This is a genomic window from Nocardia cerradoensis NBRC 101014 (genome assembly GCF_000308535.1).
GTDB lineage: Bacteria > Actinomycetota > Actinomycetes > Mycobacteriales > Mycobacteriaceae > Nocardia > Nocardia cerradoensis.
The window spans coordinates 1-12,243 of the sequence record NZ_BAFW01000344.1 but is presented as its reverse complement, the minus strand read 5'-3'; the positions used below and the strand labels follow the sequence as shown (position 1 = coordinate 12,243).

The window sequence follows — 12,243 nt, the reverse complement described above, 5'->3', positions numbered from 1 at the left end:
AAAACAGCACCTGAAAACACAGGTGAAAGAACGCTGCCGACAGCGGCTGTGGAATGATCGAGTTCCCTTGCCAGAAGCAGGGCATCGGGGGTAATTCTTCGAGGGTGACAGTCGATCGGGCGCAGACCTCCTCGCGCCGGCGCAACTGGGAACAACTGCCCGCGGCGACCCGGGCAGCGGTCGAAGCGGTGACGGGCCGGGTCGCGCGGGCCGATTCGGTGATCGCCGGCTTCAGCAGTCAACTCGCGACGGTGATCGAGACGGCCGATGGCCGGACCTTCATCAAGGGTGTGCCGCAACGAGATCCGGAGGTGTGGACCCAGCATCGCGAGGCCGCCCTGGCCCGTCACGTGACCCCGGTGGGCCCGCGGTTACGGTGGCAGATCGCCGCCGGCGGCTGGGATCTGCTCGGATTCGAGTTCATCGCAGGACATTTCGCGGACTATCGCGTCGACTCCGACCTCGCCGCCACCGCAGCCGCGATGTCCGCGTTGAGCCGGCTGCACCCGCCTGCCGAGGTGGAGCTCAAGGATGCCGAGGTCCGCTGGGGCGCCTATCTCGACGACGACGCCGACATCGCGGTGTTCGCCGGTGACGCCCTGCTGCACACCGACTGGAACTACAGCAACGTCATCATCGGTCACGAGGCCCGGCTGGTGGACTGGCCGTGGGCGACCCGGGGTGCGGCGTGGATCGACCCCGGATGCTGGATCGTGTGGCTCATCTTCGCCGGCCACGATCCGGCCGCCGCCGAGTCGTGGGCGGCGCGGGTTCCGGCCTGGCACGCCGCATCCGAACGCGACCTGCGCATCTTCTCCACCGCACTGGCCGCGGAATGGACCGCGACGGCCAACCGCAGCCCCAATGTGTGGACCCACGGCTTGCGCGACGCCGCCCGCCGGTGGGCCGCCCACCGCGCCGGTGAGCGGCGCGGGCAGCCGGGCTAGCGGCGGGCGCCGTTGGCCGAGGCGATCACACCGTCGAGGTGACTCGCGGTGATCTGGCGGGCGGCGTTGGAGACCGCGGTGATCATCGCGCTGCCGAAGGCGCCGTGCCGATCGAACAGGGTCGCGGTGCCGGCGGCGATTCCGTTGCGGCTCAAGTGATTATCGGCCTCGAGTCCGATGTCGGCACCCTCGGGCATACGCACCAGAGCCAGCGTCAGATCGGTGTTGATGAAACCCACTCCCGCACTGGACCAGTTGGTCACCATACTGGTCTGCTCGGCGGCCATCGCCGCCACCACGAACGGCGAGGGCCGCTCCCCGTCGACCACGTTCACCGGATGCTGCCAGCTGCGTTTACGGCTGCCGTTCTCGTGTTCCGAGGGCACCCGCGACCAGTGTGCGGAATCGTCGCTGTGCCACAGCGGCGCAGTCGGCAGATCGGAGGGCGGCGCCACCTCGAGCGACGGCGGCACCGGCTGCCGGTCCCGGGTCCAGATTTCGCCCGGCGGTTGCTCGGACGGCTGCAGGAAGACCACCGAGGCGCGTGCCGCGGGTTCGCCGTCCTGGGTGACGACCGCGTCGGCGAGCCGGATGCGCTTACCGTTGCGCACACGGGTCGTGGAGACCGACAGCTCGTGCATGCGCGCCGGTTTGAACAGGTCCACGGTGAGCCGCACCGGCACGAACCCGTCGGTGGCGTGCTCGTTGTCGAGAGCGCGCGCCAGCAGCCCGCACAGCGCCGGCCCGACCACCTGATCGGCCGACCACTGACTGGCCGCCATCCGGTTCGGGGTGAAGCCCCGGCCGTCCACCGCGAAATATCCGTGCGAGCTGTCCACTGCGCGCGCCTGTCTCCTCGGGTCGCCGCCCGCGAGTACCGCACCGGCCGCCGTCGGCGACAGCGCGCGTTCGCCGTCGGCGACTGATCTTGCTGGTCCAGGCAGATATAGCACGGCGACGAGAACCGGTTCCACGCCGGGGCCGCTGCGCGGGACACGTGCGACACGCTCGGCAGCGTGTTCGATCATGGTCGGCGTGTCGATTTCCGGCGCCAATACCATATTTTTTCGGCGAGAGAACCAGCCGTCCGGTCCGTGTGGAAACAGTGCAGCAAGCCACCCGTCCGCCCGGGCCGCCGTGCCGGTCGGTATATCTCCCCCGCTATCGGAATCGGGGCCGCAATCCCGTCCGAACCGAGGGCTCCGGCGACGGTTCACAGCAACCGGTCAGCACCCGAAAACCACGTCCTGACCGGGGATTCGATGTTGCAGATGTGCTTGCATATGATCTCGCGGCCACCCTAGACTCGGGCTGCAAGGCAATGCAGGGGACTACCCGTGAGCCGCAGGGTGAACCGGAAGCCAATTTTCGCCGAAGGAAATCATGCGGCCTGGCGTCAGGGGCGTTCGTATGAACCAGCCAATGGGTCTCGGTCGACTCGGAGTGATGGACAGGAACCGGACCGGGCATCACATCTATTCGCGGGAAACCGCAACATCTTTCGTCATCAGTGCGGTCGAGTCCACCGGCGCGGCCACACGCGATGATTTCGATATCGATCGCATCGTCGCCACCGCGCACGCGTTGGTGAACGATTGGGATTTCGACGCGATGCAACCGGAAGCTTTCTGGCGCATCGCATCCAGCTTCATCAAACAATAGATCGGGACGGAAGTAGTAGCCGCCGACCTCCGGGTCGGCGGCTACTGCTGTCTTACGACTACTGAGGTCTTCGGAGACCCGCACCACCCGGGCGAGCGCCTAGGCGGGGTCGGGCAGGTCGGCCGCGGCCTTCTTCATCATCTCTCGCGACCGCTCCGGCGGTTCGGCCTGCACACTGAGCCGATCCATGACCTGGCGGTAGAGCTCCAGGTCCTGCTGACGATCCAGATACAGTGCGCTGGTCAGCTGTTCGAGATACACGATGTCGGGCAGCTCGGGTTCGGCGAAGCGCAGCATGGTGAACGAGCTGCCCGCCGCCGCGTGACCGCCGGCCGCGTACGGCAGCACCTGGATGGTCACGTTCGGTTTCATCGAGACCGCGACCAGATGATCGAGCTGTGCGCGCAGCACCTGCTCACCGCCGATCGGCCGGTGCAGCACCGCTTCGTCGAGGACGGCCCACAGCGTCGGCGCTCCGGGGCGGTCCAGGATTTCTTGGCGCTTCTTGCGCAGTTCCACTCGGCGAGCGGCCTCGGCGTTCTCGTGTCCGAGCGCCACCACCGAGCGGGTGTACTCCTCGGTCTGCAGCAGACCGGGAACGAGCTGACCTTCGAAGGTACGAATCGACTTCGACGCGTGTTCCAGACCCAGATAGGTCTCGAACCATTGGGGCAGCAGATCGTTGTAGCTGTGCCACCACCCCGGCTGGTTCGCGCGGCTCACCAGATCCAGGAACATCTCGCGCTCTTCGGCGTTCTCGACGCCGTAGAGCGTCAGCAGATCGCGAACGTCGCGCTCCTTGAAACCGGTGCGGCCCAATTCGAGTCGGCTGATCTTCGCGTGTGAACCACGGATGTGCTCGCCGGCCGCCTCACGCGTGATGCCGGCGCCTTCCCGCAGTTTGCGGAGCTGTCCGCCGACCGCGATCCGAAGCGCTGTCGGACCGCGTTCGGCCACAAGCGAATCCACACGGCCGATCCGGACGGGCTCTGCCATCATGAGGTCTACTCCGATGCTCGACGATCACCGGCAATGAGGGTACAACCATCGAGAGCAGCTGGTCGAACATCAGGAATCTCTGCCTCGTCGCGTACCGACACCGCGCCGACTGCCATGCTACCGCCGATCAGGCCAGATCGTCGAACTCTCCACTCTTCGCGCCGCGCAGGAACGCGTCGATCTCGGGGCGGGTGTAGACGAGCACCGCACCCTCGGGGTCACGCGAGTTGCGCACGGCAACCAGGCCATTGGACAAATCGGCCAATTCGACACAGTTCCCGCTGGGATTGCTGAACGTGCTCTTGCGCCACGCGGCTTCGGACAGGCGGCCGGCTGTGGTGGCAGTGGAATCGGTCATGACTGTCTCCAGGGTTCGTGGTGGCCGAGCTCGGCAGCAGAGGCCCACACTCGGCGATCCGGATTGAACGAGCTGATGCCTATCTTCAGCTCTTGCATATGTTCGAGCAAATGTACTTGCATTTGAAACCGACGCTTTGAACGATAGCACGGGGGTTGGCTCGGATCGAGCCCTGCGGAAAAACGCAAAAAACCAAGGGCGACAAGGCCTTTTCCATTGACTCGTCATCTTTCGAACCGCCCTCCGAAGGCCCGGAATCGGTGTCCGACCGGTCGGTTTCGGGCTCCGACCGGGGCGGATGGCACGTTCCGCGCGGATCGGCCCACCCGATGCCGACGTTTCGGTTACGGTCTCGCCCACCCGCCATCGGCGACCGCCGGACGGGACTCGAGCGTCGGAACCGGGAGCAGGAGGGAATCGGTGCCGCCAAGACAACAGCAGCCGAGCCGGCAGCGTGAGATTCGGACCGATATTCCGCATACCGCGCGGATCTGGAACTACTGGATGGGGGGACGGCAGAATTACGAGGTCGACCGCCGGGTAGGTAGCGCGGCAACGGAACTCGATCCCGGTATCACCGCCCTGGCGGCCGAGAGCCGCCGCTTTCTCCGGCGCGCGGTCGGCCATCTGGCCGGCGACCTCGGGATCAGGCAATTTCTCGACATCGGCGCCGGACTGCTCGCCACGGACAACACCCACGAGGTCGCGTGCGGGCGCAATCCGGCGGCGCGGGTCGTCTATGTGGACAACGACCCCTTGGTCCTGACTCACGGCCGGACGCTGCTGACCGACCCGCGGGCCACCTATCTGGACGCGGATCTACGCGAACCGGACGTCCTGTTCGCCCGGGCCGCAGACATTCTCGATCTCGACGAGCCGGTCGCGGTCATGTTCATGGGGGTGCTGGGACACTGCGAGCGCATCGGCGAACTCCGCGGAGTCGTCGCGGATTCGATGGCGCGGGTCTGCCGGGGCAGCTACCTCGCCTACTGGGACGGCACCACCGACAGCGCCGATTTCGTCCGGATGTGCGCGACGTACGAAAACGTCACGGCCGTACCGTATTTCCCGCGCGACCATTGCGAGCTGCGCTCGATCTTCACAGGGCTGGAGTTGCTGGAGCCCGGCTTCGTCCCCCTCACTCGATGGCGCAGGCCGGCCGGCGAACCGGTGCCGACCGTGCCGGTGTCCGGCTACGGCGCGGTGGCACGCAAACCGTGATCACCCGTTGCGGCACAACACTTCCGATCACCGACGAGTGTGCAGATGTACTTGCATTTGCTCCTTGCAGCGCCGTAAACTCGAGCGCACGACATGGCCGGACCACGCCGGAGCAGGCAGGCCGGAAGCAGCGGGAGGCCGTGCCGAAACGTTCGCTTCCGCACTTTTTCGCCAACGGTCGAGGGCATCCCATGAACCAACTGCTCCAGCATTCCGGTACATGCGATCACGGCCTATCCGAGCACCGCACGCCCGGTGCCGATCAGGTCGGTGACTGCGCCACCGAACCCCGTGAACTCACCTATCCCCGCGCTCGCGCGATTCTCTACGCACATGATCGGCATCTGTCGTGCCGGCAGTGGATCGCCGCCGCGGCGTATCTGTCCGCCGGACTCGACGACGAATAGTTCGTTCCACGCTCGGCGGGGATTCCGTCAAGGCGGCTGAACGCCTCGAAACCGGTCCCCGACACCGCGATTCCGCATCCCGGCTCGCATTCGCTTGTCATCAGGACGAATACGAACCCTACGATGGTGGTACCCGCACCACACCATCTTGTGGAACGAGGGCATCATGATCCTTCTCGCGATGCACGACGTCATAGTGGCCCAGGTCGGCAATCCGACGCCCGAGACACCTCCGGCGGCGGACAAACTCCTGAAACTGGTGCGCTACTTCACCTGGTTCATGCTGCTGTCCGGGACCAGCGCGATCATCTTCGCGGGCGGCCGGTTCGCCTGGGAGAAGTGGAACGGCGGTCCGCTGCAGTCACCGAAAATGGTGGCCGGCGCACTCGTCGGCGGCCTGGTCGCGACCAGCGCCGGAACTCTGATGAATTCGATTCTGACGCAGTAGTTCCCGACATTCCGGACGATTCACCCGGAAACGGCACGGTCCGGACCCGCCTCCGCGCACCGTCCCAGTAGGGTGAACGCGGACCACCGGCGGATCCGGTGCCGTCCCTCGTGCGAGAAGGAGGGCCCGTGGCCGGCAGGCGGACCGACACACGGGACCGCATCCGGTCGGTCGCGATGGAGCTGTTCTCCGCGCAGGGCTACGAACACACCTCGATCCGGGAAATCGCCGAGCGGCTCGCCATCACCAAAGCCGCGGTCTACTACCACTTCCGATCCAAGGAAGACATCGTCGTCAGCCTCGCCGACGATCTGCGCACGGGCATCGACGACCTGCTGACCTGGGCCGAGGACCAACCGCCCGGACCGGAAACCGGCCGCGAAATTCTGCGCCGCTACGGCGCCGTGCTGCACCACACCGGGCGGGAGATGACGCGGTTCATGTACGAGAACCAGCCCGCGTTCCGCCGGCTCGGCGTGGGATCGGTGCTGCGCTACCAGTTCCGCGCGGTCGCCGACGCGATGACCGCACCCGGCCACGATCCCCTGGCGGTCTTCCATGCCCGCCAAGCCCTGCTGGCCATCTCGTGGAGTATCGGGATGATGGGCGACGTCGACTTGACCGACGAGCAATGTCGCCGGGCCGCAGAGGATATCGCGCTGGCCATCTACGAACGGGCACAATGAGAGCCTGATGAAGGTCGGCCCGAGGACATCATGAATACACGCGTAACCCTCCTGGCGGCTGCGACACTCGCGGCGCCGCTCCTGCTCTGTGGGTGCTCCCACCAGAATTCGTCGCCGGTGAGCCAGGCGGCACATCCGGTTTCCATCGCCCATCAGGGCGCACCCGCGGTCGGTCCCGGTCCCTCCGGCACCTACACCGTCGCCGCACAACCGGCACCGGGCACCTGCCATGTCGGCAAATCCGCTGACGGACAGCCACTTCCGGATCCGCACTGCACGCCGGGCGCGATCAATCCGAAGGTCACACCCGACACCGTGAAGTCGACGATCTGCGTGGGCGGATACACTCAGTCCATCCGTCCGCCGGCCACCATCACCGACCGGGAGAAGAAGGCCAACGCCGAATCCTACGACTACACCGGCAATCTGCACGATGCCGAATACGACCACCTGATCTCATTGGAACTCGGCGGCGACCCGAACGATCCGCGCAATCTCTGGGTCGAACCGCCCTCGCCCGACCACAAGGCCGGGTCCGGGCCGAACAACCCCAAGGATTCGGTGGAGAACAAACTGCATTCGCTGATCTGCTCCGGCGCGGTCGGCCTGACGGATGCGCAGAACGCCATCGCGGGCGACTGGACCACCGCGTTGGCCGCGGTGGGCCATCCGGACGGAAAGTAGGTCAGCTCGCCGCGGCTGCCCGGCGGCGCGCCAGGCGGTTCACCACCGGGTATCCGGCGCACACCAGGACCGCCCACGCCAGGCCGACCACGAGCGCGGTGCGGCCGCTGTCGGTCCAGAACAGCAACACCACGACCAATCCGAGGAAGGCCAGTGCCAGCACCGAGCTGACCGGCGCCCCGGGCAGGCGGTAGTCGCTGGCCGGCAGTTCGCCGCGGCGCACACGGGCCCGGTAGATCAGGTGGCAGACCAGGATCATGCCCCAGACGAAGATGATGCCGATGGTCGACACCGAGGTGATGTAGTTGAACGCCTTGTCCGGGGAGACGAGGTTGACGATCACGCCGATCACCATCATCGCCGCCGAGAGCAGGATGCCGGCGAACGGCACCCGGCGGTTGCTCAGACCACCGAGCGCGGCCGGGGCCTCGCCGCGAAGCGAGAGACTGCGCACCATGCGCCCGGTGGAGTAGATGCCGGAGTTGCACGACGACAGCGCCGCGGTCAACAGCACGAAGTTGATGATCCCCGCCGCCCCGGGAATGCCGATCTGCTCGAACACCTCCACGAACGGGCTGCGCCCGGAGTGGAAGACCCGCCAGCTCGACACCGACATGATGACGATCAGCGCGCCCACGTAGAACAGCCCGATCCGCAGCGGCAGCGAGTTGATCGCCCGGCGCAGGGTGCGGCGCGGATCGGCGGCCTCGCCCGCCGTCACGCCGACGAGTTCGACGCCCACATAGGCGAAGAGCACGATCTGCAACGCCAGCAGCGCTTGGCCGAATCCGTTCGGGAAGACACCGCCGTCGGCCCACAGGTTGGTCACCGTCGGATCGGGCGCGTGGCCGAAACCGAAGATCAGCACGCCGATACCGATGGCGATCATCGCGACGATCGCGGTGACCTTGATGGTGGAGAACCAGAACTCGCCCTCGCCGAACAGCTTCACCGAGATCAGGTTCGCGGCGAACAGCACGCCGAGCACGACCAGCGCGGTCACCCACTCCGGTATGGCGAACCAGTACTTGATGTATTTGCCGGCGACGGTGATCTCGGCCATGCAGGTCGCCACCCACACCGCCCAGTAGGTCCAGCCGGTGACGAAGCCGGCGAAGCGACCGAGGAATTCGTGTGCGTATTCACCGAAGCTGCCCGACACCGGCCGGTAGGTGAGCAGCTCCCCCAGTGCGCGCATGATCACGAAGATCGCCAGGCCGGCGGCGAGGTAGCACAGGATCAGCGCCGGACCGGCCTGTTCGATGGCCCCACCGGATCCGTAGAACAGTCCCGTGCCGATCGCCCCGCCGATGGCGATCATCTGGATGGTTCGGGGGTTGAGGCCGCGCTGGTAGCCCTCTTCACCCGCGGACGCGAGGGCGGGCGCGCCCGTCCCCTCGGGTTTCCGGTCGGTCGTCATATCGCAGCACCGTACCGGGTCGGGGCGGGTACGCGACCGGTGCAACCGTGCAGTGAACTAGTTCACAGTCCTTGTCAGCTAATAGTTGTAGGCGCACAATCATTGTGTGCCTACAACTATTTCCGGGCTGACGCCGCGCCACAAGACGATCGTGCTGGTCACGTGCTGTCTGAGCCTGCTGATCTCGTCGATGGACGCGACCATCGTCAATGTCGCGATTCCGACGATCCGCAGCGATATGGACGCCCCGCTGTCGCGGCTGCAGTGGATCGTCGACGTCTACACCCTCACCCTGGCGAGCCTGCTGATGCTGTCCGGCGCGACCGCCGACCGCTTCGGGCGCAAGCGCATGTTCCGGATCGGGCTGAGCATCTTCGCGCTCGGCTCGTTGCTGTGCAGCCTCGCGCCCGATATCGACATGCTGATCGGGGCACGATTCATCCAAGCCATCGGCGGTTCGATGCTCAATCCCATCGCGATGTCGATCATCACCACGGTCTTTACCGGCCGTATCGAACGGGCTCGTGCGGTGGGCGTCTGGGGTGCGGTGGTCGGCATCTCCACCGCGATCGGGCCGATGGTCGGCGGTGTGCTGATCGACGCGCTGGGCTGGCAGTCGGTGTTCTGGATCAATCTGCCCATCTGCGCCGTCGCGCTGGTGCTGACCACGGTCTACGTTCCGGAATCGAAGTCGCGGACGGCACGCGGTATCGATCCGCTCGGCCAGGTGCTGGCGGTCGTGGTGATGTTCACGCTGGTCTTCGGGCTGATCGAACATCGCCCGGCGATCTTCGGCATCACGGCCGTCGCGCTGGCCGGATTCCTCTACACCGAACGGCGGCATCGCTCGCCGTTCATCGATCTGCGGTTCTTCCGCAGCGTGCCGTTCGCGGCGGCCACCGTCACCGCGATCTGCGCATTCGCCGGACTGGGCGCCTTCCTCTTCAGCGCTTCGCTGTATCTGCAAGGCGTACGGCATTATTCGGCTGTGCACACGGGACTTCTCTACCTGCCGATGGCGCTGGCCATGCTGGTCTGCTCGCCGCTGTCGGGCCGGCTGGTCGGCCGCATCGGCACCCGGCCCTCGCTGGTCGCCGCCGGAATTCTGATGACGACAGCCGCTGCGCTGCTGACCACGCTGCGGCCCGATACCCGGATCTGGCAACTGGTGGTGATGTTCGCGATCTTCGGAGCCGGTTTCGGCACGGTGAACCCGCCCATTACGACGGCGGCGGTCAGCGGAATGCCGATGGATCGGGCGGGTGCCGCCTCGGCGGTCGCCTCGACCAGCCGCCAGATCGGCGTCAGCGTCGGTGTCGCCCTGTGCGGGCTGCTGTCCGGGGCGGGATTGTGGTGGGTGGTGGCCGCTCTCGCGGCCGGCGTCGTGGTGCTGGGCATCGCCGCCAACACCGGATGGGCGCTGCGCTCGCGCGACCGGATCGCTCCCCTGCTCGAGCAGAAGGAGCTGGTTCATGTCTGACGACCCGCTCGCCCCGAGCCCGGACGAGGTCTGGCGCGTACTGACCGACGTGGTCAAGGACACCCGCGACACCTGGAAGCGCGCGGTGGTCGATCGAACGGGTATGCCGTTCAGCAGGTTTCGAGTACTGCGCCGGCTGGCTCCGGGCCCGCTGCCGCTCAAGGAACTCGCCCGGGTGGCGACCATGGACGCGCCGGCCACCACCGTGGTGGTCAATGATCTCGAGGCCCGCGGTCTGGTCTCGCGCGACACCGCCGCGGACGATCGGCGGCGCAAGCTGGTGACGATCACCGACGCCGGGCGGGAGGTGCTCGCCCAGGCGATGGCCACTCCCGATCCGCCGCCACCCGCCCTCACCGCACTGTCGCCCGAGCAGTTGCGCACGCTGCACGATCTGTTGCGCCTGCTCTAGGCTCGAATCGTGGCCGAAGAGACAACACCTGAGTGGGCGCCCGGCCTGTCGTCGGGTTTCGAACTGGGCACCGATGGCCCCCGGGTGATCATGGTCGGCATCGACGGATCCGATGCCTCCTGGCGCGCGACCGCCTATGCCGCGGGCCTGGCCCGGCGCCAGAACTCCCTGCTGGCAATGGTTTACGTCCAGCCCTGGATGGCCATGGCCGGCGCCTACGGCGTCGACGTCCAGGGCGCGACCGCGGAGATGGCCGAGGATCTGGCCCGGGAGGTGCGCGAACACGCGGAGAAGGTCAAGGACGTCTACCGCACCCGCTGGAAGTTCATCACCCGCCGCGGCGATCCGTTCACCGTGCTGGCCGAGGCCGCCGACGAATTGAAGGCCGACGGCGTCGTGGTCGGCGCGTCCGAGAAGGCCGGGCATCGAATTATCGGCTCGGTCGCGGTGCGTCTGGTGAAAGCGGGGCGCTGGCCGGTTACTGTCGTGCCCTGAGCTCCGTCGGCGTCCCGAGTGTGATTGGGACGCGGCATCGGGGGAACCCGCCGGAACGAGACCGTTGAGGAAAGGGTTTTCACTATGTTGATTCGCCGCCTTGCCCGGCCGCTGCTGGCATCGGTGTTCGTCGTCGACGGAGTCGACACTCTGATGCATCCCGAGCCACGGGCGCAGGCCGCCACCACCCTGGTTTCCCATGGGGAACAGCGTCTGCCGGATTCGGTATCGGCCAAACTGCCCTCCGATCCGGCGAAGATAGTGCGGATCAATGCCGTCGTCCGAGTCGGCGCCGGAACGCTGCTCGCGCTGAACCGGGCGCCCCGGCTCTCGTCGCTGGCGCTGGCGGTGACCGTCATCCCTGCCACCGTGACCGAGCAGGACTTCTGGAACGAATCGGATGCGCAGCAGCGCGCCGCCAAGCGCACGGCCTTCCTTAAGGACGTCGGCCTGCTCGGTGGCCTGCTCATCGCCGCCGCCGATACCGAGGGCAAGCCCTCACTGGGCTGGCGGGGTCGCCGGGCCGCGCGCAAGGCCGCCGCCGCCCTGCCGTTCACCGCCACCACCGCCGACACGGTGCGGGATCGCCTGCAGCAGCAGGCCGTCCGTGGCCGGGAACTGGCCTCGGTGGCCGCCGACAAGGGGGCCGATCTGGCCTCGGTGGCGCAATCGCGTGGTGCCGAACTGGCCTCGGTGGCCCAGTCGCGCGGCGGTGAACTCGCCGAGGCGGCTCGCGAGCACGGCACCGAATGGGCGGAGCTGGCACGCGATCGCGGCGCCGAATGGGCCGGCGCCGCACTCGACCATCGCGGCGAGTGGGCGGACCTGGCCAAGCGGCGCGGCGCGGACCTGGCAGAAGCCGCCCGCGAACACGGCACCGACTGGGCCGAGATCGCCAAGCGTAAGAGTGCCGAACTCGCCGACACCGCGGGTGATCATCGGGGCGACTGGGCCGAGCTCGCGAAGCACCGCGGCACCGAATGGGCCGAGGCCGCCCGCGAACACGGTGGCGAATGGGCCGAGG

Annotated in this window: 15 protein-coding genes; 11 read left to right on the top strand and 4 right to left on the bottom strand. The window is 67.1% G+C overall.

Going from position 1 to position 12,243, the window contains the following annotated elements:
- Positions 1-104 precede the first annotated feature (104 nt).
- Positions 105-947, top strand: coding sequence for a hypothetical protein (locus ON23_RS29365; RefSeq protein ID WP_039782301.1), 843 nt, complete (start codon positions 105-107; stop codon positions 945-947).
- Here ON23_RS29365 and ON23_RS29360 read toward each other — a convergent pair.
- The gene (locus ON23_RS29360) at positions 944-1,786 is read right to left on the bottom strand and encodes an acyl-CoA thioesterase domain-containing protein (protein WP_063821357.1); all 843 of its coding nucleotides are present in this window, start codon (positions 1,784-1,786) and stop codon (positions 944-946) included. The genes ON23_RS29365 and ON23_RS29360 overlap by 4 nt on opposite strands.
- Before the next feature lie 607 nt (positions 1,787-2,393).
- Here ON23_RS29360 and ON23_RS29355 point away from each other — a divergent pair.
- The gene (locus ON23_RS29355) at positions 2,394-2,609 is read left to right on the top strand and encodes a hypothetical protein (RefSeq protein ID WP_063821356.1); all 216 of its coding nucleotides are present in this window, start codon (positions 2,394-2,396) and stop codon (positions 2,607-2,609) included.
- Positions 2,610-2,708: 99 nt separating this feature from the next.
- Here the strand turns inward: ON23_RS29355 and ON23_RS29350 are convergent, their stop codons facing one another.
- Positions 2,709-3,608 (bottom strand): Sco1979 family transcriptional regulator, encoded by a 900-nt coding sequence (locus tag ON23_RS29350; protein WP_039782299.1) that lies wholly within the window; start codon positions 3,606-3,608, stop codon positions 2,709-2,711.
- Between the two features lie 127 nt (positions 3,609-3,735).
- Complete coding sequence (locus tag ON23_RS29345; protein ID WP_030515774.1) at positions 3,736-3,966, bottom strand: DUF397 domain-containing protein; 231 nt, start codon at positions 3,964-3,966, stop codon at positions 3,736-3,738.
- A gap of 420 nt (positions 3,967-4,386) precedes the next feature.
- Between ON23_RS29345 and ON23_RS29340 the strand changes: the two genes are divergently transcribed.
- The 5 genes from ON23_RS29340 to ON23_RS29320 all read left to right on the top strand — a co-directional run bounded on the left by ON23_RS29340 (position 4,387) and on the right by ON23_RS29320 (position 7,412).
- A complete protein-coding gene (locus ON23_RS29340) occupies positions 4,387-5,187 on the top strand; it encodes an SAM-dependent methyltransferase (RefSeq protein WP_039782297.1) in 801 nt (266 codons plus the stop codon).
- Between the two features lie 191 nt (positions 5,188-5,378).
- Positions 5,379-5,594, top strand: coding sequence for a hypothetical protein (locus ON23_RS29335; RefSeq protein WP_039782294.1), 216 nt, complete (start codon positions 5,379-5,381; stop codon positions 5,592-5,594).
- Between the two features lie 166 nt (positions 5,595-5,760).
- Positions 5,761-6,042: a hypothetical protein gene (locus tag ON23_RS29330; RefSeq protein ID WP_039782303.1), complete on the top strand. Its 282-nt coding sequence runs from the start codon at positions 5,761-5,763 to the stop codon at positions 6,040-6,042.
- 128 nt (positions 6,043-6,170) lie between these two features.
- Entirely contained in the window at positions 6,171-6,728 is a 558-nt protein-coding gene (locus ON23_RS29325; RefSeq protein WP_083904316.1) for a TetR/AcrR family transcriptional regulator, read from the top strand.
- Between the two features lie 117 nt (positions 6,729-6,845).
- Positions 6,846-7,412 (top strand): hypothetical protein, encoded by a 567-nt coding sequence (locus ON23_RS29320; protein ID WP_245556177.1) that lies wholly within the window; start codon positions 6,846-6,848, stop codon positions 7,410-7,412.
- Position 7,413: 1 nt separating this feature from the next.
- On the opposite strand, the gene ON23_RS29315 is transcribed toward ON23_RS29320, so the two are convergent.
- The gene (locus tag ON23_RS29315; RefSeq protein WP_039782291.1) at positions 7,414-8,832 is read right to left on the bottom strand and encodes an amino acid permease; all 1,419 of its coding nucleotides are present in this window, start codon (positions 8,830-8,832) and stop codon (positions 7,414-7,416) included.
- A gap of 106 nt (positions 8,833-8,938) precedes the next feature.
- Here ON23_RS29315 and ON23_RS29310 point away from each other — a divergent pair, with 106 nt between their 5' ends.
- The 4 genes from ON23_RS29310 to ON23_RS29295 form a co-directional block, all read left to right on the top strand.
- Positions 8,939-10,312 (top strand): MFS transporter, encoded by a 1,374-nt coding sequence (locus ON23_RS29310; protein WP_039782290.1) that lies wholly within the window; start codon positions 8,939-8,941, stop codon positions 10,310-10,312.
- Complete coding sequence (locus ON23_RS29305; RefSeq protein ID WP_039782289.1) at positions 10,305-10,724, top strand: MarR family winged helix-turn-helix transcriptional regulator; 420 nt, start codon at positions 10,305-10,307, stop codon at positions 10,722-10,724. The genes ON23_RS29310 and ON23_RS29305 overlap by 8 nt, the downstream gene beginning before the upstream one ends.
- Positions 10,725-10,733: 9 nt before the next feature.
- Positions 10,734-11,219 carry a universal stress protein gene (locus ON23_RS29300; RefSeq protein ID WP_223273746.1) on the top strand — a complete coding sequence of 162 codons (486 nt, stop codon included), beginning with the start codon at positions 10,734-10,736 and terminating at the stop codon, positions 11,217-11,219.
- 84 nt (positions 11,220-11,303) lie between these two features.
- Positions 11,304-12,243, top strand: a 940-nt coding sequence (locus tag ON23_RS29295) for a DoxX family protein (RefSeq protein ID WP_039782288.1), incomplete at its 3' end; no start/stop codon positions are given.